This window comes from Pseudomonas sp. PI1, assembly GCF_000812405.1.
Taxonomy (GTDB): domain Bacteria; phylum Pseudomonadota; class Gammaproteobacteria; order Pseudomonadales; family Pseudomonadaceae; genus Pseudomonas; species Pseudomonas citronellolis.
Genome location: NZ_JWMC01000022.1, coordinates 51,008 through 72,742, shown reverse-complemented (window position 1 = coordinate 72,742; position 21,735 = coordinate 51,008). Strand labels below are relative to the sequence as shown.

Annotated in this window: 17 protein-coding genes; 6 read left to right on the top strand and 11 right to left on the bottom strand. The window is 67.7% G+C overall.

Annotated features, from left to right (window positions below; all coding sequences use genetic code 11):
- The first annotated feature begins 166 nt into the window (after positions 1 to 166).
- On the top strand, positions 167 to 664 hold the full coding sequence (locus tag RN02_RS09330; RefSeq protein ID WP_009618490.1) for a SprT family zinc-dependent metalloprotease: 498 nt from the start codon (positions 167 to 169) through the stop codon (positions 662 to 664).
- Positions 665 to 666: 2 nt separating this feature from the next.
- On the opposite strand, the gene RN02_RS09325 is transcribed toward RN02_RS09330, so the two are convergent.
- From RN02_RS09325 to RN02_RS09315, 3 genes are all read right to left on the bottom strand, one after another.
- Positions 667 to 1,848, bottom strand: coding sequence for a CaiB/BaiF CoA transferase family protein (locus RN02_RS09325; protein ID WP_043314197.1), 1,182 nt, complete (start codon positions 1,846 to 1,848; stop codon positions 667 to 669).
- Between the two features lie 65 nt (positions 1,849 to 1,913).
- Entirely contained in the window at positions 1,914 to 3,053 is a 1,140-nt protein-coding gene (locus RN02_RS09320; protein WP_043267805.1) for an acyl-CoA dehydrogenase family protein, read from the bottom strand.
- A 637-nt stretch (positions 3,054 to 3,690) separates the two neighbouring features.
- A complete protein-coding gene (locus RN02_RS09315; RefSeq protein WP_082033747.1) occupies positions 3,691 to 4,989 on the bottom strand; it encodes an OprD family porin in 1,299 nt (432 codons plus the stop codon).
- Between the two features lie 293 nt (positions 4,990 to 5,282).
- Here RN02_RS09315 and RN02_RS09310 point away from each other — a divergent pair, with 293 nt between their 5' ends.
- Both RN02_RS09310 and RN02_RS09305 read left to right on the top strand, forming a co-directional pair.
- Complete coding sequence (locus RN02_RS09310; RefSeq protein ID WP_043314196.1) at positions 5,283 to 6,218, top strand: DedA family protein/thiosulfate sulfurtransferase GlpE; 936 nt, start codon at positions 5,283 to 5,285, stop codon at positions 6,216 to 6,218.
- A gap of 334 nt (positions 6,219 to 6,552) precedes the next feature.
- Complete coding sequence (locus tag RN02_RS09305) at positions 6,553 to 6,771, top strand: hypothetical protein (RefSeq protein WP_043314195.1); 219 nt, start codon at positions 6,553 to 6,555, stop codon at positions 6,769 to 6,771.
- 477 nt (positions 6,772 to 7,248) lie between these two features.
- On the opposite strand, the gene RN02_RS09300 is transcribed toward RN02_RS09305, so the two are convergent.
- The 3 genes from RN02_RS09300 to RN02_RS09290 form a co-directional block, all read right to left on the bottom strand.
- Positions 7,249 to 7,488: a zf-HC2 domain-containing protein gene (locus RN02_RS09300; protein WP_009618502.1), complete on the bottom strand. Its 240-nt coding sequence runs from the start codon at positions 7,486 to 7,488 to the stop codon at positions 7,249 to 7,251.
- Positions 7,482 to 8,024 carry an RNA polymerase sigma factor gene (locus tag RN02_RS09295; RefSeq protein ID WP_236695171.1) on the bottom strand — a complete coding sequence of 181 codons (543 nt, stop codon included), beginning with the start codon at positions 8,022 to 8,024 and terminating at the stop codon, positions 7,482 to 7,484. The genes RN02_RS09300 and RN02_RS09295 overlap by 7 nt, the downstream gene beginning before the upstream one ends.
- A 70-nt stretch (positions 8,025 to 8,094) precedes the next feature.
- Entirely contained in the window at positions 8,095 to 9,216 is a 1,122-nt protein-coding gene (locus RN02_RS09290) for a beta-ketoacyl-ACP synthase III (RefSeq protein WP_009618505.1), read from the bottom strand.
- A gap of 483 nt (positions 9,217 to 9,699) precedes the next feature.
- Here RN02_RS09290 and RN02_RS09285 point away from each other — a divergent pair, with 483 nt between their 5' ends.
- Positions 9,700 to 10,713, top strand: a complete 1,014-nt coding sequence (locus RN02_RS09285; protein ID WP_043314193.1) for an acyltransferase family protein — start codon at positions 9,700 to 9,702, stop codon at positions 10,711 to 10,713.
- Here the strand turns inward: RN02_RS09285 and RN02_RS09280 are convergent.
- On the bottom strand, positions 10,710 to 11,771 hold the full coding sequence (locus tag RN02_RS09280) for a GGDEF domain-containing protein (RefSeq protein WP_043314192.1): 1,062 nt from the start codon (positions 11,769 to 11,771) through the stop codon (positions 10,710 to 10,712). The two genes, RN02_RS09285 and RN02_RS09280, sit on opposite strands and share 4 nt — an antisense overlap.
- A gap of 214 nt (positions 11,772 to 11,985) precedes the next feature.
- Here RN02_RS09280 and RN02_RS09275 point away from each other — a divergent pair, with 214 nt between their 5' ends.
- The gene (locus RN02_RS09275; RefSeq protein WP_043314191.1) at positions 11,986 to 12,405 is read left to right on the top strand and encodes a 3-isopropylmalate dehydratase; all 420 of its coding nucleotides are present in this window, start codon (positions 11,986 to 11,988) and stop codon (positions 12,403 to 12,405) included.
- A 36-nt stretch (positions 12,406 to 12,441) separates the two neighbouring features.
- On the opposite strand, the gene RN02_RS09270 is transcribed toward RN02_RS09275, so the two are convergent.
- The gene (locus RN02_RS09270) at positions 12,442 to 12,879 is read right to left on the bottom strand and encodes an HIT family protein (protein WP_043267824.1); all 438 of its coding nucleotides are present in this window, start codon (positions 12,877 to 12,879) and stop codon (positions 12,442 to 12,444) included.
- 121 nt (positions 12,880 to 13,000) lie between these two features.
- On the opposite strand from RN02_RS09270, the gene RN02_RS09265 reads away from it, so the two are divergent.
- Positions 13,001 to 13,705 (top strand): glutathione S-transferase N-terminal domain-containing protein, encoded by a 705-nt coding sequence (locus RN02_RS09265; protein WP_043314190.1) that lies wholly within the window; start codon positions 13,001 to 13,003, stop codon positions 13,703 to 13,705.
- A gap of 375 nt (positions 13,706 to 14,080) precedes the next feature.
- On the opposite strand, the gene hrpA is transcribed toward RN02_RS09265, so the two are convergent.
- The 3 genes from hrpA to fadD1 form a co-directional block, all read right to left on the bottom strand.
- A complete protein-coding gene (gene hrpA, locus RN02_RS09260; RefSeq protein ID WP_043314189.1) occupies positions 14,081 to 18,133 on the bottom strand; it encodes an ATP-dependent RNA helicase HrpA in 4,053 nt (1,350 codons plus the stop codon).
- 140 nt (positions 18,134 to 18,273) lie between these two features.
- Positions 18,274 to 19,959, bottom strand: coding sequence for a methyl-accepting chemotaxis protein (locus tag RN02_RS09255; RefSeq protein WP_043314188.1), 1,686 nt, complete (start codon positions 19,957 to 19,959; stop codon positions 18,274 to 18,276).
- A gap of 71 nt (positions 19,960 to 20,030) precedes the next feature.
- Entirely contained in the window at positions 20,031 to 21,716 is a 1,686-nt protein-coding gene (fadD1, locus tag RN02_RS09250; RefSeq protein ID WP_009618515.1) for a long-chain-fatty-acid--CoA ligase FadD1, read from the bottom strand.
- Positions 21,717 to 21,735: the final 19 nt, after the last annotated feature.

The following is a 21,735-nucleotide window of genomic DNA, read 5'->3' as shown; positions in this document are numbered from 1 at the left end:
ACAGGAATAACAGGGAAACTCCCTTCGCGAGCAAGCTCGCTCCTACAACACCTGATCTTCCTTGCCTGAAACTCCCCGCCACTTGCCCGAACCTGCACGGCAGACGAGCGGCCTGCACAACGCCGGCGCCTGCGGCATAATCGGCAGCCGTCGGAGAAAATACTGTATGCCCGAACAGCTCAACGCCCGTGTCGAAGCCTGCTACCAGTTGGCGGAAAGCTTCTTCCAGCGCCGCTTCCCGCGTCCGGAAGTGAGCTTCCGCCTGCGCGGGCAGAAGGCCGGGGTGGCGCATCTGGACGAGAACCTGCTGCGCTTCAACCCCCAGCTCTACCGCGAGAACCGCGAGCACTTCCTCAAGCAGACCGTGGCCCACGAGGTCGCCCACCTGATCGCGCACCAGATGTTCGGCCCGCGCATCCGCCCCCATGGCGAGGAGTGGCAGTTGATCATGCGCGGCGTCTACGGCCTGCCGCCGGACCGCTGCCACACCTACGAGATCAAGCGGCGCCGCGCCACGCGCTACATCTACCGCTGCCGCTGCGACGAGAACCCCGACTTCCCCTTCTCCGCCCAGCGCCACAACCTGGTGGCCCAGGGCCGCCGCTACTACTGCCGGCGCTGCCGCACCACCCTGGTGTTCACCGGGGAAGTGGTCCGCGAGTAGCCTCAGCCCACCGCGCCCGCGGCCTTAAGCGCCGCCACCTGCTCGTCGCTGTAGCCCAGTTCGGCCAGGACCTCGGCGCTGTGCGCGCCTGCCGCTACGCCTATGTGTTTCGGTGCCGGCAGGCCGGCGGAGAAGCGGATCGGGCAGGCCATCTGCCGCTGGCTGCGGCCATCGCCGCGGGGCACTTCGGTGACCAGGCCGCGGGCCTGGATCTGCGGGTGCTCCACCGCTTCGGATAGCGGCAGCATAGGTTCCACGCAGGCGTCCACGGCGGCGAAGCGTTCGCGCCAGTCGGCGAAATCGCGCTTCTCGAACTCGATGGCGATCTCGCGCTTGAGCAGTCGCTGGTCCTCTGCCTTGGGCGACAGGCCGCGGGTGGCCAGCTCCGGGCGGCCGATGGCGGCGCAGAACTGCTGCATGAACTGCGGCTCCAGGCTGCCGACCGAGAACCAGCGGCCATCGCGGGTGCGGTAATAGTCGTAGAAGCTGCCGCCGTTCAGCGCCTGGGTCTCCATGCCCGGCTCCACGCCGCAGGCCAGGTAGCCGGCGCCGGCCATGCCGTTCAGGCTGAAGGCGCAGTCGGTCATGCTGATGTCCACCTGCTGGCCCTCGCCGGTCTGCTGCCGGTGGATAACTGCAGCGAGCAAGCCCATCACCCCGTGCAGCGAGCCGCCGGCGATATCCGCCAGTTGCACGCCCAGGGGCAGCGGGCCGGTGTCGCGGCGCCCGGTGTAGCTGGCCACGCCGGCCAGGGCCAGGTAGTTGATGTCGTGCCCGGCGCGGTCGCGATAGGGCCCGGTCTGGCCGTAGCCGGTGATGGAGACATAGATCAGCCTCGGGTTGATCGCCTTGAGCGCCTCGTAGCCGACACCCAGCTTGTCCATGACGCCGGGGCGGAACTGCTCCAGGACGATGTCGTACTCGCGCACCAGTTGCTTCACCACCTCCACCGCCTCGGGCCGCTTCAGGTCCAGGGCGATGCTGCGCTTGTTGCGGTTGAGGTAGGCGTGGCTGGCCGAGACGCCGTCGTCATGGGGCGGCAGCACGCGCACCAGGTCCATGCGCGTGGGCGATTCCACCCGCAGCACCCGGGCGCCCATGTCGGCCAGCAGCAGCGAGGCGAAGGGCCCCGGCAGCAGGGTGGAGAAGTCGAGGACTTTCAGCGAGGCGAGCGGGCCTTTCATGGGAACTCCTGGGTCTGGTTTTCCGCGCCCCCGCGTTCGCGGGGGCCCAGCGAAGCAGCCGCGCCTCAGAGCTTCATGCCGCGGCTGATGATCTCCTTCATGATCTCCGAAGTGCCGGCGAAGATGCGCTGGATGCGCGCGTTGGCGTACATCCGGCAGATCGGGTATTCCCACATGTAACCCCAGCCGCCGTGCAGTTGCACGCCCTCGTCGACCACCTTGCCGAGCAGTTCGGTGGTGAACAGCTTGGCCTCGGCGGCCACCTCGGGGCTGAGCTTCTTCTGGTTGTGGTCCATCACGCAACGGTCGGTGAACACCTGGGCCACGTCCACCTGGGTGCGCATCTCGGCGAGCTTGAAGCGGGTGTTCTGGAAGTGCGCGATGGGCCGGTCGAAGGCCTTGCGCTCCTTCACGTAGTCGAGGGTGGCCTGCAGCGCCGCCTCGGCCCCGGCCACCGCGCCGCAGGCGTTGGTCAGGCGTTCCTGGGCGAGCATGTTCATCAGGTAGTAGAAGCCGCCCTTGGCATCGCCCAGCAGGTTTTCCTTGGGCACCTTCACGTCGTTGAAGAACAGCTCGGCGGTGTCCTGGCTCTTCATGCCGAGCTTCTTCAGGTTGCGCCCGCGCTCGAAGCCGGGCATGCCGCGCTCGACCAGGAACAGGCCCATGGCGTGCTTGTTGTTCGGGTCGGTCTTGGCCGCGACTATCACCAGGTCGGCCAGCAGGCCGTTGGAGATGAACACCTTGGAGCCGTTGAGGACGTAGTGGTCGCCCTTGTCCACGGCGGTGGTGCGCATGCCGGCCAGGTCGGAACCGGCAGAAGGCTCGGTCATGGCCACGGCAAGGATGGTCTCGCCGCGGATGATCCCGGGCAGGAAGCGCGCCTTCTGCTCGGCGTTGCCGTATTCGGCGATGTAGGGCCCGCACAGCGCTGAGTGCAGCGGGATCATGAAGCCCGGCTCGTTGATGCGCGCCAGCTCCTCGCACATGATCTGCTCGTAGCGGAAGTCCTTCAGCCCGGCGCCGCCGTATTCCTCGTCGGCCCAGGGCAGCAGGAAGCCCAGCTCGCCGGCCTTCAGCCAGACGCTGCGGTCGACCACCCCGGCCTCTTCCCAGGCCTCCTGGTGCGGCACCACTTCCTTGGCGAGGAAGGCGGCGAAGGCATCGCGGAACAGGTTGTGCTCGGTCTCGAAGTGTATGCGCTGCATGCTGGCGAACCCTGGTCGGTGGAAGTGCCGGCAGGTTAGGTGCCAGCCCCGCCACGCCTCAATGACGGCAGCGCTCAGCCTGGATTGACGCTTTCGTCCATGGAGGAAACCACGCGGACATTTCCGCAGCCGACTGCGTCGAGGTGCTTTTCGTAGGATGGGTTGAGCTTGCGAAACCCATCGGGCCATGCTGATGGGTATCGCTTCGCTCAACGCCATCCTACGGGGTTGGGGCATGGCGTAGGAGCAACTGTCTTGCCGGCTGCGCCAAAGCGCGCCTCAACGGGTGGGTTGAGCCTTGGCGAAACCCATGCGGTCGTGGTGATGGGTATCGCTTCGCTCAACGCCATCCTACGGGTCTTGTGTTTGCCGGAGGGCGTAGGAGCGGACCTTGTCCGCGATAGCCGGAGGTATCGGCGCGGATCGCGGATGAGATCCACTACGCTGCCCCAGCCGCGCCGCTCCCCTGTAGGAGCGCGCCCTGCGCGCGAATCGCGGGCAGGGCCCGCAGTTGGAAAATCGCGGTGTTCCCCCCTGTAGGAGGACTCCGTCCGCGATGGGCGGTTCGGCGGATAAAAAAGCCCCGCCAGGCGGCGGGGCTCAAACCATAGGAGTGACGTCTTGCTTCAGCCCGCCATTACCACAGCGGCATGGTGTAGCTGAGGATCAGGCGGTTCTCGTCGGCCTTGTTGGAAGAGGCGCTGTTGCGGGCGAAGTCGCTGCGGGTGGTCGCGTTGCGCCACTTGATGCCGAAGCCCTTGAGCGCGCCTTCCTGGACGACGTAGGCGATGTCGGTGTCGCGTTCCCATTCCTTGCCGTCGTCGCCGCTGGCGTTCAGCAGGTCGACGTTGTCGCCCTTCACGTAGCGGGTCATGAAGGTCAGGCCGGGGATGCCGAGGCCGGCGAAGTTGTAGTCGTAGCGGGCCTGCCAGGATTTCTCGTCCTTGTTGGCGAAGTCCAGGATCTGGATGTAGTTCACCAGGTAGGGGTCGGTACCGTTGATGTAGGCAAAGCCGGTGTCGCCGCTCATCTTCTGGTAGCCGACGCCGAAGGCGTGGTAGCCCAGGTTGTAGGTGACCATGGCGTTGAACGCCTTGTTGTCGACGTTGCTGCCGCCATCGTCGGTGGACTTGGCCCAGCGGACGTCGGATTTCAGCGACTGGCCTTCGGCGATCGGCAGGGTCCAGCCGAGGGTCAGGTAGTGCTGCTTGTAGAAGTCGTCCAGCTGGCCGTAGTGGTAACCGGTGCTGAAGTTCTTGGTCCAGTTGTAGGTGGCGCCGGCGTAGTCGAACTCGTTGGTGGTGTTGCCGCTGCGCACGGTGATGTTCTTCTTGCCGCCGGTGGTGACGGTCATTTCCTCGTAGTTGGAGGAATCGCGGCGGTTGGTCTGGTTCAGGCGGCCGGCGTCGAAGTTCAGGCCTTCGAGCTGGGTGGAGTTGATCGCGCTACCCACGAAGAGCTGCGGCAGCAGGCGGCTGTCGTTGGTCACCACGACCGGCAGCTTGGGCGTCAGGGTGCCCATCTTCAGGGTGTTCTTCTCGTAGCGCAGCTTGAGGGTCGCGCCGCCCTTGCTGAAGTCGTCCGGCGCATCACCATCGGCGGTCTTCGGCAGCAGGCCGGTGCCGGTGCGGTCGGCGCTGGAGTCCAGCTTCAGGCCCAGCGCGGCGATGCCGTCGACGCCCACGCCGATGGTGCCGTCGGTGTAGCCCGACTCGAATTTCAGGATGAAGCCCTGGCCCCACTCTTCCTGCTTGCTCTGCTGCGCCTGGGTGGAGCTGCGGAAATCGCGGTTGAAGTAGAAGTTGCGCAGTTCAACGTTGGCCTTGCTGTCCGAAATGAAGTCGGCGTGAGCGACTGCGGGTACGACAATGCTGGCGCCGAGCACGGCCTGCGCCAGGCCGCCCATGGCAAAACCGGCGTAGTTCTTACGGATCATCAGGATTCCCCTTATGGTGTTTTAAGCGTTGAACACGCTGAGCGCCTGGCATGCAGGGCGCGGCCCCCATGGTCTCGCGCAGCCGTTTGGCGGCTCTTCTGTGTTGCGGGGAATCTTGGCGGGGGGTTATTTCAGATCGACTGCATAGATATAAACTTTTTGTTACAGCTGAACTTTTCCGAAAAACTCGACTACGCGGTCATGGGCCGACAGCAGCGACTGTCAGCGGGGACTGACGCACCGGACGAGCGGCAGTATGCTGTCGCCTCCCTCTCCGCCACCGCGCCCATTCCATGCAAGAACTGCAACCGCTGATCGAACGCTACGGCCCTGCCCTGCTCTTCCTCAATGTGCTGCTGGAGCAACTGGGCCTGCCGATTCCGGCCTACCCGGCACTGATCGTCGCCGGCGCCCTGGCGCTGCAGGGGCACGGGGTGTCCCTGGGCGAGGCGCTGGCGGTGGCCACCCTGGCCTGCCTGATCGCCGACACCGCCTGGTACTTCGCCGGGCGCCGCTATGGCGGCTTTCTGCTGCGCAGCATCTGCAGGGTGTCGCTGTCGCGCGACAGCTGCATCCGCCAGAGCCAGAGCCTGTACCTGCGCATAGGCCCGCGCGCGCTGCTGATCAGCAAGTTCCTGCCCGGCGCCGGCGCGCTGTCCACCAGCCTGGCCGGCATGACCGGCACGCCGCTGCGCCGCTTCCTCGGCTACGACTTCGCCGGCTCGGCGCTATGGGTGGGCTCGGCGCTGCTGCTGGGCGCCATCTTCAGCGACACCGTCGACAGCCTGCTGGGCTGGCTGCACGACTACGCGACCCGCGGCCTGCTGTTGTTATTGGCGGCCTTCGCGCTGTTCATCGCCTGGCGCCTGTGGCAGCGCTACAGCCTGCTGCGGCGCACCGCGCGGATTCCCCGGATCAGCGTCGAGGAACTGCGCGAACGCCTGGACCAGGGCGACACCCCGCTGATCCTCGACGTGCGCGCCGAGGCCGGCGAGGACGGCATCCCCGGCGCCATCCCGATGACCCTGGACACCCCGCTGGACGGGCTCGCCGACAGCCTCGGCCAGGCCGACGTGGTCATCTATTGCGCCTGCCCCAACGAACTCTCCGCGGCCATGCTCGCCGAGCGCCTGCGCAAGCACGGCTACCCGCGCGCCTGGGCGCTGTCCGGTGGGCTGGAGGCATGGCAGGCGAGCCAGGCCCAAGCTGGCGCCGATGGGCTTTCGTAGGATGGGGTGAGCGCAGCAATACCCATCACCACAGCTATCACGGGCAGACATGGTTCCTACAAAAAGCGCGGCGTCCATCGATTGACGTTGCGCCGACCAGCCCTTACCGTTGCCCAGCCGCTCAACCGAGCGGTGCGGGATTGGCGTCCCGGCATCAGAACAGACGCGAGCCTCAGGGCGAGCGTCGGCATGGTCGCACCTGTGTCATGGGCAGGCCGTGCAGGGCATCTTCGGATGCGCCGGATGTTCTGACCGGTACGCCAACCTGTACGGTCTGCCCTCCCTGATTGGCGTCAGACGGGCAGTTCTAGGTACTTTTCGTCAGGACACAACCATGCATCCATTACGTATTTCCAAAGAAGCGACTTCCCTCGACCTCTTCGACGCCGCCCAGGCCCGTCACTCCGCCGCCTGCGACGCCCTGCGCCTGCTGGCCGGCGCGCCGGACCTGGGCTGCCCGGACGAGGGCACCCTCGCCGGCGCCCTGGGCAGCCTCGAACTGTTGCTGCGCGATGCCTCCCGGCTCTACGAGGCCGCTAGAGAACGGGCCTGAGCGCCGGGGCGCTTTGCGTAGGATGGGTTGAGCTTGCGATACCCATGCGGTCACGGTGATGGGTATCGCTTCGCTCAACCCATCCTACGGTGTGCTACCTGCGCCATTCCCCCCGCCCGCGCCTGGAGGCACGGTATTTCTCCCCCGTAGGAGCGGACCTTGTCCGCGATAGCCGGAGGTTTCGGCGCGGATCGCGGATGAGATCCGCTCCTACGCTGCCCCGCCCGCGCCATTCCCATTGTAGGAGCGCGCCCTGCGCGCGAATCGCGGGCAGGGCCCGCTACAGGTTACCGGGAGGCACGGTATTCCCCCCGTAGGAGCGGACCTTGTCCGCGATAGCCGGACGATCCGGCGCGGTTCGCGGATGAGATCCGCGCTGCCCCACCCACGCCATTCCCCTGTAGGAGCGCGCCCTGCGCGCGATTTCGCGGGCAGGGCCCGCTTACAGGGAGGCACGAATCTCATCCGCAATTGCGCTCAGCGCCGCGAGTGGTCCCGGCGCAGTTCGGCCAGGCGGGCGGCCAGCAGGTCCAGGCCGGTGGCGCGGTCTTCCGGCAGGCGGCGCACGCTGGCCTGGGTCAGGCGCATCTGGCGGATGAAGCGCCGGCAGTGACGGCACAGCAGCAGGTGGCGGCGCACCGCGAGTTTCTCGCGCAGGCCGAGCTGGCTGTCCAGCAGGTCGCTGGAGAGGGCCACCAGTTCCTTGCAGGTCAGCATTGGCCGGTCTCCTCGAAATGCTCCAGGGTGGCGAACAGCTTCAGCCGCCCGCGGTGCAGCAGCACCCGGACATTGGAGAGGGAAAGCGACAGAAGATTACAGATTTCCTGCAATTCCAGGCCCTGGCGCTCGCGCAGCAGGACCACGCTGCGCTGCAGGTCCGACAGGCTCAGCAGGGTCTTTTCCAGGCATTCGCGCAGTTCGTCCTCGGCCAGCAGGGCCTCGGGCGAGTCCGAATGCCAGGCCAGGGGCGCGGCGCTCCAGTGGCCGTCGGCGGCGAAGCGGCTGTCGTCGATGCTGCCGTGGGGCGCCGGCAGGTCGTCCAGGGAGACTTCCCGGCGCACCTGGCGCAGCTTGCTCTTGGCGGTGTTGGCGGTAACGGTCAGCAGCCAGGTCTTGAGGCTGGAGCGCCCCTGGAAGCCGTCCAGGTGGCGCACCACGGCGAGCCAGGCGTCCTGCACCACCTCGTCGGCGTGGGCGCTGCCGACGATGGCCAGGGCCACGGCGCGCATGGCGCCCTGGTAGGCCGCGACCATCTCGCGGAAAGCCGCGTCCTCGCCGGCGCGCAGGCGCGCCAGCAGTTCGCCATCGGCTTCGCCCACCCGGTCAGCGCTTGCGCAGGATCACGCTGCCGATGGAGTAGCCGGCGCCGAAGGAGCTGAGCACGCCGATGGAACCGGCGGGCAGGTCCTCGTGGTACTTGTGCAGGGCGATCACCGAGCCGGCCGAGCTGGTGTTGGCATAGGTGTCGAGGATCACCGGCGCCTCGTGGGCCTCGGCGTCGCGGCCGAGCAGCTTGCGGGTGATCAGCAGGTTCATGTTGAGGTTGGCCTGGTGCAGCCAGAAGCGCTTGACGTCGCCGACCGGGATGTCGTTCTGCGCCAGGTGCTCGCCGATCAGCTCGGCGACCATCGGGCAGACGTCCTTGAACACCTTGCGGCCTTCCTGGACGAACAGCTTGTCGCGCTGGCCGATGCCCTCTTCCGCGGCGCGGTTGAGGAAGCCGAAGTTGTTGCGGATGTTGTTGGAGAACTGCGTCAGCAGCTTGGTGCTGACGATGTCGAACTGCTGCTTGCCGATGGCCTGGTCGGCGCGCTCGACGATCACCGCGGTGGCCGCGTCGCCGAAGATGAAGTGGCTGTCGCGGTCGCGGAAATTCAGGTGGCCGGTGCAGATTTCCGGGTTGACCATCAGGATGGCGCGGGCCTGGCCCAGTTGCACGGCGTTGGCCGCGGCCTGCAGGCCGAAGGTGGCCGAGGAGCAGGCGACGTTCATGTCGAAGCCGAAGCCCTGGATGCCGAGGGCGGCCTGGACCTCGATGGCCACCGCCGGGTAGGCACGCTGCAGGTTGGAGCAGGCGACGATGACGCCGTCGATGTCCGCCGCGCTGCGGCCGGCCCGGTGCAGCGCCTCCTTGGCGGCGTGCACGGCCATCTCGCAGAGGATGCCCCAGTCGTCGTTGCTGCGCTCGGGGATGCGCGGGACCATGCGCTGCGGGTCGAGGATGCCTTGCTTGTCGACCACGAAGCGGCTCTTGATGCCGGAGGCCTTCTCGATGAACGCCGAGCTGGATTCGCTCAGCGCTTCCAGCTCGCCCTTGGCGATGGCTTCGGCGTGCTGGTCGTTGTACTGGCGGACGTAGGCATTGAAGGACTCCACCAGTTCATCGTTGGAGATGCTGAACGGCGGGGTATAGAGACCGGTTCCGCTGATCACGACTTTATGCACGGTCAATCCTCTTCTCAATCTGGCTGCCGGCCCCGGCAGCATGGTTAGGCATCGATGTGCCCGCCCGCGGGCCGGCACTGCAAAAGGGGTTCGGCCCGCAGGGCCTGAGGGCACGGCCTGATGACCAGGCAGTGTGCCATCGAAGGTGGCGCGCCGGCATCTTCCACCGCCCAACGGCGACGGCGCTGCGCGGCGCTCGAATAACCGCCGATTATGCGGCAAATCGTCGGCAAATGCCGCTACCGCGGCGCAGATTTCCAGCATACAGACCTTGTACCGGCCGGTGATTGAAATTCCCGAAAGCCGCTATGGCCAGGCCATCCGGGCGAGTTGGCGGAAGCGCCCTGCGCTCTTGCGCAAATGCCCTTGGGGCGAATACCCGCATGCCACCGGGCAGCTGCGCTGAACCCCGGCGGGAAAACCGCTGTCGAGGAAAGGGGCGCCCGCCGGCGCCCCTTTTCATTGGCAAGCACAGAGGTAGCGATGCTGGTTTCCCTTCAGGCGCTGCGGGCCCTGGCCGCCTGGCTGGTGGTGTTCCATCACTTCATGCAGGTGTTCTTCGATTTTCGCGCCGACAGCCTCGGCGGGCGCCTGCTGTCCACCCGCGGCCAGGTCGGGGTGGACATCTTCTTCGTCCTCAGCGGCTTCGTCATCCAGCTGTCCTGCGCCGGGCGCCAGGTGCCCGGCCTGACCTTCCTGGCCCAGCGGCTGGCGCGCATCGCCCCGGCCTACTGGCTGTACACCGCCATCACCGCGCTGATCCTCTACGCCTTCGGCAACCTGATGCCGGTCTACGGCGTGGCCCTGCCGCAGCTGCTGCTGTCGCTGCTCTTCCTGCCCAGCCAGAACCCCGGCGGCTTCGGCTTCTACCCGATACTGCCGGTGGGCTGGACGCTGAACTTCGAGATGCTCTTCTACCTGCTGTTCGCCCTCTCCTTCGCCGTGGGCGAACGCTGGCGCCCCTGGCTGGTGGGCGCGTTGCTGGCGCTGGTCAGCGGCGTGCTGGCGAAGGCGCCGTGGCTGAGCAATTTCTACCGCAACCCCATCGTCTGCGAATTCCTCTTCGGCCTGCTGCTGGCCGAGCTGTACCGCCGCGGCCTGCTGCGCCTGCGGGCATCGGTGGCACTGCCCCTGGCGCTGGGCGCGGTGCTGGTGCTGCTGCACTTCCCCGCCGACCATCCCTGGCGCCCGCTGACCTGGGGCCTGCCCAGCGCGGCGCTGGTGGCCGCCTGCGTGGCGCTGGAGCCATGGTTCGCCGGCTGCCGCCCGCTCAAGGCGCTGGGCGACTGGAGCTATTCGGTGTACCTGGTCCACGTGATAGTGCTGTGGCTGGCCAGCTACTGGCTGCACCAGCGCCTGGGCCTGGGCCCGTACCAGACGCTGGCGCTGTGCCTGCCGGCTATCCTGCTGCTGTCCTGGCTGAGCTACGAATGGGTGGAACTGCGCCTGGGCCGACGCCTGAAGCGGGCCTGGGCGCCGCGCCCGGTGCCGGCCTAGCCGTCGCTGCAGACCAGGCGGTTGCGCCCCTGGGCCTTGCCGCGGTACAGGCGGTGGTCGCAGCAACGGTACAGGGCCTCGGCGTCGTCGCCGTCCACCGGCCACTCGGCCAGGCCGAAGGTGGCCGACAGCGGGATGACATGGCCGCGGTACAGCAGCGGGTTGGCCGCCAGGTCCGTGCGCAGGCGCTCCACCAGCGGTGCGGCGTCGAAGCGGACGGTGTTGCGCAGCAGCAGGGCGAACTCCTCGCCGCCCAGGCGGCCGATCATGTCGCCGGCGCGCAGGTGCAGGCGCAGCCGGGCGCAGAGGTACTGCAGGGCCTTGTCGCCGGCGTCGTGGCCCCAGCGGTCGTTGACGTCCTTGAAGTGGTCCACGTCCAGCAGCACCAGCACCCAGCGCTGGCCGTTGCCGTGGGAATCCTCCAGGCAACGCAGCACCGCGCGCTGGAACGCCTCGCGGCTGGCCACGCCGGTCAGCGCGTCGCTCAGCGCCAGGCGCTGCAGCAACTGCTGGGCCTGGGCGCGGCGGGTTTCGTAGATGTGCACGAAGGCCATGATCAGCAGGCCGCAGAGGATGGCGTTGCCTAGGTCGATCATCCCCGGGGCGTCCAGGCGCAGCGGGTGCTGGCGCAGGTAGAGCAGCGCGGCCACGCCGACGAAGGGCACCGAGAGCAGGAAGCCGCGCCACGCGCCCAGCAGCAGGTAGGCCATCACCGGCATCAGGTAGAGCCAGACGAAGGCCGTGGCCGAGGCCTGCGGCATGATGATGATGTAGACCAGGAAGCAGAAGGTGGGCAGCAGGTAGGCGTAGATCCACGGCGTCAGGTCGCGCACCCGCGCCAGGCGCGAGGTGGCCCACAGCAGCAGCGCGCAGACCAGCGCCTCCAGGCCAGCCAGCAGGTAGTTGCCGTTGAGGCACTGGAGCACCGAGAAGATTCCCAGGGTCAGCCCGGTGCAGAAGAAGACCAGGCGCATCAGCAGACGCTGGTCGGCCAGGTCCAGTCCGCTGGTGCTGGCCGCCGGCTCCCCCGGCGCATTGGCTTTGGCCTTGTCGTGCATGGCTACCTTTCCCTGGCCCCGCCAGGCATGGCGGAGCGCTGGACGAAACGACCGCCCATCCGCGTGGATGGAGTCTAGCCAGTCCGCCCGCCCGGCAGCACAGCCGGTCGTCGCCCGCCGGACGGTGCAAGCATGGCGACCAACGCCGTGAATTCACGGCAGCTTCATCGCCGCTGCGCTAGCCTTCGAGGAACCCCAACCACGGAGGGCGCCCATGCGCGCATTGATCGCTTCGCTGTCCCTGCTGGCCCTGGCCGGCTGCTCGTCCTACCAGGCCAGGGAAACCGGCCCGGTGCCCGCCGACCGTCTGCTGGGCTTCCAGCAGGAGGCCCAGGACGGCGCCAGGGTCGAGGTCGAGCGCGACCTGGGCTTCCTCGGCGGCGGCTGCATGGTCGCCTTCAAGATCGACCGCCAATTGGCCGCGCGCATCGCCGTGGGCGAGACCGCCAGCTTCCAGCTGCCGCCCGGCCAGCACATCGTCGGCATCGGCGCCGACGAACAGGGCGAGGGCCTGTGCAGCAAGGGCCTGCTGCGCCGCGAACTGCTGGTGGACCTCGCCGCCGGCGAGACCGCGCAGTTCCGCATCCTCAGCGACGCCAACAAAGGCTTCGACATCCTCCCGGCCCAGCGTTGACGCCCGGGCGGGGCCGCGGCCCCGCCCTTCCCCGGCTTACCCGTTGATGCGTCGCACCAGGCGCGCCTGCAGCTGTTCCAGCTCGGCCGGGTCGGCCTTCTGCGCGGCGTGGATGCCCAGGCCCTGGCCGGCGTAGCGCGGCACTATGTGCACGTGGATATGGAACACCGTCTGCCCGGCGGGCGCACCGTTGAACTGGGCCACCTGCACGCCGTCGGGGTTGAGTTCCTCGACTATCGCGCGGGTCAGGCGCTGCACCACCCCCATCACCTTGCACAGCGCATCGGCGTCGACTTCGAGGATGTTGCGCGCGGCGCTGCGCTTGGGCACCACCAGCGCATGGCCGTGGGACTGCGGGAAGAGGTCGAGGAAGGCGAGCACGTCGTCGTCCTCGTACAGCTTGTAGCAGGGGGCGTCGCCGCGAATGATCTGGGCGAAGATGTTCTGCGGGTCATAGGTGCCTTGCAGGCTCATGGCGCTGTCCTTGAGCGGTGGATCGGAGACGGCACCATACCGGCTCGCGGCGCCGCTGGCACCTCCCCCCTGCGCGATCGGCGGCGTATGCTGGGCGTTCGACTTTCAGACCGGAGTTCCCATGCCTTCGCTCGCCGACTTCCCGATCACCCGCAAATGGCCCGCCACCCGCCCCGACGTCCTGCAGCTGTACTCGCTGCCCACGCCCAACGGGGTGAAGGTCTCGATCATGCTGGAGGAAACCGGCCTGGCCTACGAGCCGCACCTGGTCAGCTTCGAGCGCAACGACCAGTTCAGCCCGGAATTCCTCTCGCTGAACCCGAACAACAAGATTCCCGCCATCCTCGACCCCAACGGCCCCGGCGGCCAGCCGCTGGCGCTGTTCGAGTCCGGCGCCATCCTCATCTACCTGGCCGACAAGACCGGCCAGTTGCTGCCCCAGGACCCGGCGCGGCGCTACGAGGCGATCCAGTGGTTGATGTTCCAGATGGGCGGCATCGGCCCGATGTTCGGCCAACTGGGCTTCTTCAATAAATTCGCCGGTCGCGAGATCGAGGACAAGCGGCCGCTGAATCGCTATGTGGAGGAGTCCCGGCGGCTGCTCGGCGTGCTCGACCAGCGCCTGGAAGGGCGCGACTGGGTGATGGGGCAGGAGTACGGCATCGCCGACATCGCCATCTTCCCCTGGGTGCGCAACCTGGTGGGCTTCTACGAGGCGGGTGACCTGGTGCAGTTCGAGCGCTTCGGCAATGTGAAACGGGTACTGGAGGCGTTCCTGGCGCGGCCGGCGGTGCAGCGGGGGTTGGGGATTCCGCAGCGGGGTTGAGGTTGGGGTTGGGCTGCTCGCGAACGATGGTGTCCAGCTTGGCTACGGAGCGGTGTCGAAGTCCGCAGCCCTCTCCCCCCGCCCTCTCCCTGAAGGGAGAGGGGGCTTGTCCGTGCCGAGAGAGGGAATGGTTTCAGCCGGAAACCTTCGGTGCTGCCGGCTAACTCCAAAACATCCCGTTCGGCCCAACGCCCCCTCTTCCGGCTAACGCCGAAACACCCGAGCACGCCGAACGGTCCCCTCTCCCTTCAGGGCGGGGCGCGCAGCCGAGGGTTAGGGAGAGGGAGCGGAGTCCCTCTCGAACACCGGAGCAGCCGGGAAACACTGTTCGCGAGCAAGAACTAGGCGTCCCCCTCGCTCCTACGAAAAACCTCGTCAGGCCTCGACCTGGCTCCACTGCTTGCTCAGCCGCTTGTCCGACACCGGCACCTTGGTCCCCAGTTGCTGGGCGAACAGCGATACGCGGTATTCCTCCAGCATCCAGCGGTACAGCACCAGTTCCGGATCGCGCTTGCCTTCCTGGGCGTGCTTGGCCTGGCGGGCCTTGTACTGGTCCCAGTAGCCGGCCATCTCGCCGCTCCACACGCGGTCGCGCTGGACCTGGCCGGCGACCTTGTCCAGGCGCTGTTCCACGGCCTTGAGGTAGCGCGGGTATTCCTTCAGCCATTCCAGCGGGGTGTCGCGGACGAAGCCGGGGTAGACCAGGTTGGCCAGTTGCCCCTTCACGTCGTTGAGCGGCACCGTCATGGCCAAGTCGACCTTGCCCTTGAAGCGCTTCTGCAGGCCGTGCCAGAGCTTGAGGATGTCCAGCACCAGGCGGGCGATGCGTTCGGCGTGTTCGGTCCAGGCGCCGCGTTTTTTCTCCGCCAGCGAAGCCAGGGCCGCGCCGTCGCGGGGCAGGCTGGCCTCGCCTTCGAGGATGCAGGCGTCCAGGCTGGCCAGGAGGATGTCTTCCACCAGCGCCTCGACGCGGCCCAGTTCGCGGTACAGCAGGCCCATCTCGGTCTGCCCCGGCAGCTTGCCACGCAGGAATTTCGCCGGCTCGGCCAGTTGCTGCAGCAGCAGGCGCTGCAGGGCGCGGCGGTGCTGGTACTCGGCCTCGGCCTGGGTGGGGAAGCGGTTTTCCTTCACCACCCCGCCCTCTTCCACCAGCGCCGGGTAGACCGTCATCGACAGCCCGGCGATCTTCTGCTGGGCCTTTTCCGCCACTTCGGCGAAGCCCTTGGCTTCCACCGGCTTCTGCGGCTTGTCGGCCTGGGGAATGGCCAGGGCGGCCTGGCTGGCTTCGGCGAAGCGCGCGGTGAGTTCGGCGAGGTCGCGGCCTTCGCCGAGGAACTTGCCGCGGGCGTCCACCACCTCGATGTTCATGCGCAGGTGGCTTTCCACCTGGGTTTCGGCCTCGGCCCAGGCTTCCTCGGGCACGCGGCTGCCGGTCATGCGTTGCAGCTCGCGGCCCAGGGCCTCGGGCAGCGCCCCTTCGGCGAAGGTCATCTTGCCCAGCGCGGCGCGGACGAAGTCCGGCACCGGCACGAAGTTCTTGCGGATGGCCTTGGGCAGGTTGCGCACAAGGGCCACGCACTTGGCTTCCAGCAGGCCCGGCACCAGCCATTCCAGGCGCTCGGCGGGCAGTTGCGGCAGCAGCGGCGCCGGCACGCGCAGGGTCACGCCGTCGCGCGGGTGGCCCGGCTCGAAGTGGTAGCTCAGCGGCAACTGCAGCTCGCCCAGGCGCAGGCGGTCCGGATAGAGGCCGGCGGTGACTTCGCTGGCATCGCGGGCCAGCACGTCTTCCTCGCGCATGATCAGCAGATCGGGCTGCTGCTTGTGCTCGCGCTCGTACCACTTCTCGAAGCTGGCGGTCTGGTAGATGTCCGCCGGCAGGCGCGCGTCGTAGTAGGCGAACAGGGTTTCCTCGTCGGCGAGGATGTCGCGGCGGCGCGCCTTGGCTTCCAGTTCGTCGAGCTTCTCCAGCAACTGGCGGTTGGCGGCAAGGCACCTGGCGCGGCTGTTGATCTCGCCGCGCACCAGGGCCTCGCGGATGAACAGCTCGCGGGCCACCGGCGGGTCGATGGGGCCGTAGTGCACGGCGCGGCGGCCGACGACGATCAGCCCGTAGAGGGTCACCTGCTCGTAGGCCACCACCTGGCCGCGCTTCTTCTCCCAGTGCGGTTCCAGGTGGTTCTTCTTCACCAGGTGGCCGGCCAGGGGCTCCAGCCAGTCCGGCTCGATCTTCGCCACCATGCGCGCAAACAGCTTGGTGGTCTCCACCAGCTCGGCGGCCATGATCCACTGCGGCTTCTTGCGCCCGATGACGCTGGAGGGGTGGACCCAGAAGCGCCGCTGGCGCGCGCCCAGGTAGTCGCCGTCCTCGGACTTCTGGCCGATCTGGCTGAGCAGGCCGGAGAGGATGGCCTTGTGCACGGCGGCGTAGTCGATGTCGCGCTTGGGCGGCTCACCTTCCTTGTAGGAGCGAGCTTGCTCGCGAACGCTCTTCGCGTCTTTGGTCGCCTGGGGTTTCGCAGCGTTGGGTTGTTCGCGAGCAATGGCTGAGGCGCCCCCCTCGCTCCTACGAGAAGCATCGCCCTTGCCGAAGGGGAGTTTAAGTTCGCGGCAGATCAGGGTGAGCTGGCGGTGCGCATCGCGCCATTCGCGCAGGCGCAGGTAATTCAGGAAGTTCTTCCGGCACCAGGCGCGCAGGGCGTTGGAGCCCAGGGCCTGGCGCTGTTCCTCGAAGCCGCGCCAGAGGTTGATCAGCGCGGCGAAGTCGGAGTCCGGGTCCTTCCACTGCGCGTGGGCCTGGTCGGCGGCCTGCTGGCGTTCGATCGGGCGTTCGCGCGGGTCCTGCACGGAGAGCGCGCTGGCCACCGTCAGCACTTCGTTCAGGCTGCCCTGGTGGGCCGCCTCCAGCAGCATGCGGCCCAGCCGCGGGTCCACCGGCAGGCGCGCCAGCTGGCGGCCCAGCGGCGTCAGCTGGCCCTCGCGGTTCACCGCCGAGAGTTCCTGCAGCAGGGTGAAGCCGTCCTTGATCGCCTTGCCGTCCGGCGGCTCGATGAAGGGGAAGGCCTCGATGTCGCCCAGGCGCAGGTGGAGCATCTGCAGGATCACCGCCGCCAGGTTGGTGCGCAGGATCTCCGGGTCGGTGAAGGCCGGCCGGCCGTTGAAATCCTCCTCGCTGTACAGGCGCACGCAGATGCCCGGCTCGACCCGCCCGCAGCGGCCCTTGCGCTGGTTGGCGCTGGCCTGGGAGATAGCCTCGATGGGCAGCCGCTGGACCTTGGCGCGGTAGCTGTAGCGGCTGATGCGCGCGGTGCCGCTGTCGATCACGTAGCGGATGCCCGGCACCGTCAGCGAGGTCTCGGCGACGTTGGTGGCCAGCACTATCTTGCGCCCCGGCATGGGCGCGAAGATCTTCTGCTGTTCCGCCGGGGTCAGCCGCGCGTATAGCGGCAGCACCTCGGTATGGCGCAGGTTGGCCTTGCGCAGCATGTCCGCGGCATCGCGGATTTCCCGTTCGCCGGGGAGGAACACCAGCACGTCGCCGGGGCGCTTGCCGACTTCGCGCTCGTGGGCGGCGATTTCGTCCAGGGCGCGGAGGATGCCCTCGTCCACCGAGAGGTCGTCGAACAGCGCCTCGCCGTCCTCGTCCACTTCGGCGGCCAGCGGGCGGTACCAGGTTTCCACCGGGTAGGTGCGCCCGGAGACTTCGACAATAGGCGCGTCCCCGAAGTGCTTGGAGAAGCGCTCCAGGTCGATAGTCGCCGAGGTGATGATCAGCTTCAGGTCCGGCCGGCGCGGCAGCAGGGTCTTGAGGAAGCCGAGCAGGAAGTCGATGTTCAGGCTGCGCTCGTGGGCCTCGTCGACGATGATGGTGTCGTAGCGCTCCAGGTAGCGGTCGTGCTGGGTCTCGGCCAGCAGGATGCCGTCGGTCATCAGCTTGACCAGGGTGCTGTCGTCGCTCTGGTCCTCGAAGCGCACCTGGTAGCCCACCAGCGAACCCAGCGGCGTGCCGATCTCCTCGGCCACCCGCGTGGCGACGCTGCGCGCGGCCAGGCGGCGCGGCTGGGTGTGGCCGATCAGGCCGTGGCTGCCGCGGCCCAGTTCCAGGCAGATCTTCGGCAGCTGGGTGGTCTTGCCCGAGCCGGTCTCGCCGGCGATCACCACCACCTGGCTCTTCAGCAGCGCGGCCTTGATCTCGTCGCGCTTGGCGGCGATCGGCAGGCTGTCGTCGTAGCGGATCGCCGGGACGCTGGCGCGGCGCGCCTCGACCTTGGAGCAGGAAGCCTGGAAGCGCTCCACCCATTGCGCCAGCTTGCCGTCGTCGGGGTGCTTGCGCAGTTCGTGGAACTGCCGGCGCAGGCGGTGGCGGTCGCGGATCAACGCGTGGTCGAGGCGTTGCAGGAGCTGTTCGGGGCTGGGCGTTACGTCGGTCATCGGCTGCGCTGGCGTCTGTGCGAAAGGCGGCCGCGCGCCTGGCGGCGGCCGCTTCCGGAAAGGGGCAAAGACGGGATTGTCGCAGAGTAACGCCCCGCGTCGCCACGCCCAGTGCGTGGCGGCGGGGTTTCAGGCGCGAATCAGATGCGGAACTGGCCGACCAGCTGGCGCAGGCGCTCGCCCAGGCCGCTCAGCTCGCTGGCGGTGCGCGCGCCCTGCACGGCGTCCTCGGCCACCCGGTCCACGCCGTCGGCGATCTGGTGCACGCTGCGGTTGATCTCCTCGGCCACCGCGGTCTGTTCCTCGGCGGCGCTGGCGATCTGCGCGTTCATCGAGTTGATGGTGCCGATCAGGTTGGCCATGGCGTCCAGCGACTGCCCGGCCTGGTCGGCCTGGCTGCGGGTGCGCCCGGCCATCTCGCTGGCGCGCTGCATGGCCTGCACGGAACCGGCGGTGGTGGCCTGCAGGCGGTCGATCATCTGCTGGATCTCGCCGGTGCTCTGCTGGGTACGGCTGGCCAGCGCGCGCACTTCGTCAGCGACCACCGCGAAGCCGCGCCCGGCCTCGCCGGCGCGGGCCGCCTCGATGGCGGCGTTGAGCGCCAGCAGGTTGGTCTGCTCGGCGATGGAGCGGATCACTTCCAGCACGCCGACGATGCCGCGCACGTCCTGGCTGAGGGTGTCCAGGGCCTCGCTGCTGCTGCTCACCTCGCCGGCCAGGTCGTTGATCTGCGCCACGCACAGGTCCACCTCGCGCTTGGCCGCCTGGCCCTCGCGGTCGGTGTCGCGGGCGGCGTCGGCGGCGCGCTGGGCGCTGCGCGCCACTTCCTGGGCGGCGGCGGTCATCTCGTTGATCGCCGTGGCCACCTGGTCGGTCTCGCTGCGCTGGCCGGCCATCGCCTGCTCCGAGCGCTGCGCCTGCTGGGCGACGTTGCCGACCAGCCCGGACAGTTGCCCGGTGGTGCCGGCCACCTGCTGCACCAGGGTGTGGATCTTCTCGACGAAGCGGTTGAACGACTGCGCCAGCTCGCCCAGTTCGTCGCGGCTTTCCACCGGCAGGCGGTGGGTCAGGTTGCCGTCGCCGGCAGCCATGTCGTCGAGGTTGGCCTTGACCCGCAGCAGCGGGCGGACGATGGCGTTGCCGGTGGGCACCGCCACCAGGGCGATGATCACCAGCAGCGCCAGGGCCGAGCCGATCATCAGCGTCAGCAGGCTGTTGATCTGCCCGTGCAGTTGTTCGCGGGCCTTGGCCACGTCTTCCTCGATGTCGTCCAGGTTCAGCGAGGTGCCGAACACCAGGTTCCACTTCGGCAGGTACTGCGCGTAGCCGATCTTCGGCACGACGGCGCTGTTGCCCGGGCGGGTGAAGCTGTAGTGCACGTAGTGGCTGTCGTCCTGGCCGGCGCGCACCAGCTCGCGGATGGCGTAGACGCCGTTGGGGTCGCGGAAGCTGCTGAAGTCTTCGCCGATGCGCTCTTCGCTGGTGCCCTGGAAGACGCGCACCGAGCGGGTGTCGTAGCCCCAGAAGTAGCCGCCGTTGCCGTAGGCCAGGCGCTTGAGCAGCGCCACCCCGGCCTCGCGCGCCGCCGCATCGCCTTCGGCCGCGGCCTGGTACTGCGGGCCGACCGCCGCCAGGGCGACGTCGACGAACTGCTTGAGCTGGACCTGGCGGTCTTCGATCAGGCTCTGGCGGATCTGCTCTTCCTGCTGGCCGGACAGCCGCTGCAGCGCCACCAGGGTCACGGTGCAGAGCACCAGGGTGAGGATCAGGATCGGGAGTAGCGCCAGGCTCAGGACCTTGGCGCGCAGGCGCAGGGAGGGAATCACGGTGGCAGCCTCCATAGGCAGGGGCGACGGCATCAAAAAACCCGCCGTGGGGCGGGTTTCTTGTTATCGGCTCAGGCCTGGGCCTTCTTTAGCTCCTGGTCGCGCAATTCGCGACGGAGGATCTTGCCGACGTTGGTGGTCGGCAGGCTCTCGCGGAACTCCACGTACTTCGGACGCTTGTAGCCGGTCAGGTTGTCGTGCATGTGCTTGACCACCTGCTCCTTGGTCAGGGTCACACCCGGGCGCGGCACCACGAACACCTTGATCACCTCGCCGGAACGCTCGTCCGGCACGCCGATGGCGGCGCACTGCAGCACACCCGGCAGGGTGGCGAGGACGTCTTCCAGCTCGTTGGGGTACACGTTGAAGCCGCTGACCAGGATCATGTCCTTCTTGCGGTCGACGATGCGCATGTAGCCGTCTTCCTGGATGATCGCCACGTCGCCGGTGCGCAGCCAGCCGTCCTTGTCGAGGATCTCGTCGGTGGCCTCCTGGCGCTGCCAGTAGCCCTTCATCACCTGCGGGCCCTTGACGCACAGCTCGCCGCGCTCGCCCAGGGGCAACTCGTTGCCGGCGTCGTCGACGACCTTGCACAGGGTCGACGGAACCGGAATGCCGATGGTGCCGATCTGGATGTTCTGGAACGGGTTCACCGACACCACCGGGCTGGTCTCGGTCATGCCGTAGCCTTCGCAGATGGAGCAGCCGGTGACTTCCTTCCAGCGCTCGGCCGCGGCCTGTTGCAGGGCCATGCCGCCGGAGAGCGTCAGCTTAAGGCTGGAGAAGTCCAGCTTGCGGAACGCCTCGTTGTTGCACAGGCCGACGAACAGGGTGTTCAGGCCGACGAAGCCGGTGAACTTCCACTGCGCCAGTTCCTTGGAGAAGGCGTTCAGGTCGCGCGGGTTGGTCACCAGGATGTTGTGGTTGCCGGTGAGCATCATCGCCATGCAATGGAAGGTGAAGGCGTAGATGTGGTACAGCGGCAGCGGCGCGATGAGGATCTCGCAGCCTTCGTTGAGGTTGGCGCCCATCAGTGCCTTGCACTGCAGCATGTTGGCCACCAGGTTGCGGTGCGTCAGCATGGCGCCCTTGGCCACCCCGGTGGTGCCGCCGGTGTACTGCAGCACGGCCACGTCGTCGCTCTTCGGCGAGGACTCGCGCACGCTCTTGCCGCGGCCCTTGGCCAGGGCGTCGTTGAGCTTGACGGCGTTGCCGATGTGGTAGGCCGGGACCATCTTCTTGACGTACTTGACCACCGCGTTGATCAGCAGGCGCTTGAGCGGCGGCAGCAGGTCGGCGACCTCGGTGATGAGCACGTGGCGGATGCCGGTGCGCGGCAGCACTTCCTCGGCCAGGTGGGCCATGTTGGCCAGGCACACCAGCGCCTTGGCGCCGGAGTCGTTGAACTGGTGTTCCATCTCCCGCGCGGTGTACAGCGGGTTGGTGTTGACCACGATGAGGCCGGCGCGCATGGCGCCGAACACCACGATGGGATATTGCAGGACGTTGGGCAGCTGCACCGCGATGCGGTCGCCCGGCTGCAGGTCGGTGTCGTTCTGCAGGTAGGCGGCGAAATCACCGGAGAGGCGGTACAGGTCGCCGTAGGTCAGGGTCTTGCCAAGGTTGCTGAAGGCAGGCTTGTTGGCAAAGCGTTGGCAGGACTCCTTGAGCACCGCGAGGATGTTCGGGTACTGGTCGGCATTGATCTCGGCAGCGATACCTGCTGGGTATTTGTCCTTCCAGAAATTGTCGATCATGGAAGCCCACTCCTAAGCA

Excerpts from the sequence above, each read along its gene's own strand:
- RN02_RS09330 (WP_009618490.1), top strand. The coding sequence starts at position 167 with ATGCCCGAACAGCTCAACGCCCGTGTCGAAGCCTGCTACCAGTTGGCG.
- RN02_RS09325 (WP_043314197.1), bottom strand. The coding sequence starts at position 1,848 with ATGAAAGGCCCGCTCGCCTCGCTGAAAGTCCTCGACTTCTCCACCCTG.
- RN02_RS09320 (WP_043267805.1), bottom strand. The coding sequence starts at position 3,053 with ATGCAGCGCATACACTTCGAGACCGAGCACAACCTGTTCCGCGATGCC.
- RN02_RS09315 (WP_082033747.1), bottom strand. The coding sequence starts at position 4,989 with ATGATCCGTAAGAACTACGCCGGTTTTGCCATGGGCGGCCTGGCGCAG.
- RN02_RS09310 (WP_043314196.1), top strand. The coding sequence starts at position 5,283 with ATGCAAGAACTGCAACCGCTGATCGAACGCTACGGCCCTGCCCTGCTC.
- RN02_RS09305 (WP_043314195.1), top strand. The coding sequence starts at position 6,553 with ATGCATCCATTACGTATTTCCAAAGAAGCGACTTCCCTCGACCTCTTC.
- RN02_RS09300 (WP_009618502.1), bottom strand. The coding sequence starts at position 7,488 with ATGCTGACCTGCAAGGAACTGGTGGCCCTCTCCAGCGACCTGCTGGAC.
- RN02_RS09295 (WP_236695171.1), bottom strand. The coding sequence starts at position 8,024 with ATGGTCGCGGCCTACCAGGGCGCCATGCGCGCCGTGGCCCTGGCCATC.
- RN02_RS09285 (WP_043314193.1), top strand. The coding sequence starts at position 9,700 with ATGCTGGTTTCCCTTCAGGCGCTGCGGGCCCTGGCCGCCTGGCTGGTG.
- RN02_RS09280 (WP_043314192.1), bottom strand. The coding sequence starts at position 11,771 with ATGCACGACAAGGCCAAAGCCAATGCGCCGGGGGAGCCGGCGGCCAGC.
- RN02_RS09275 (WP_043314191.1), top strand. The coding sequence starts at position 11,986 with ATGCGCGCATTGATCGCTTCGCTGTCCCTGCTGGCCCTGGCCGGCTGC.
- RN02_RS09270 (WP_043267824.1), bottom strand. The coding sequence starts at position 12,879 with ATGAGCCTGCAAGGCACCTATGACCCGCAGAACATCTTCGCCCAGATC.
- RN02_RS09265 (WP_043314190.1), top strand. The coding sequence starts at position 13,001 with ATGCCTTCGCTCGCCGACTTCCCGATCACCCGCAAATGGCCCGCCACC.
- hrpA (WP_043314189.1), bottom strand. The coding sequence starts at position 18,133 with ATGACCGACGTAACGCCCAGCCCCGAACAGCTCCTGCAACGCCTCGAC.
- fadD1 (WP_009618515.1), bottom strand. The coding sequence starts at position 21,716 with ATGATCGACAATTTCTGGAAGGACAAATACCCAGCAGGTATCGCTGCC.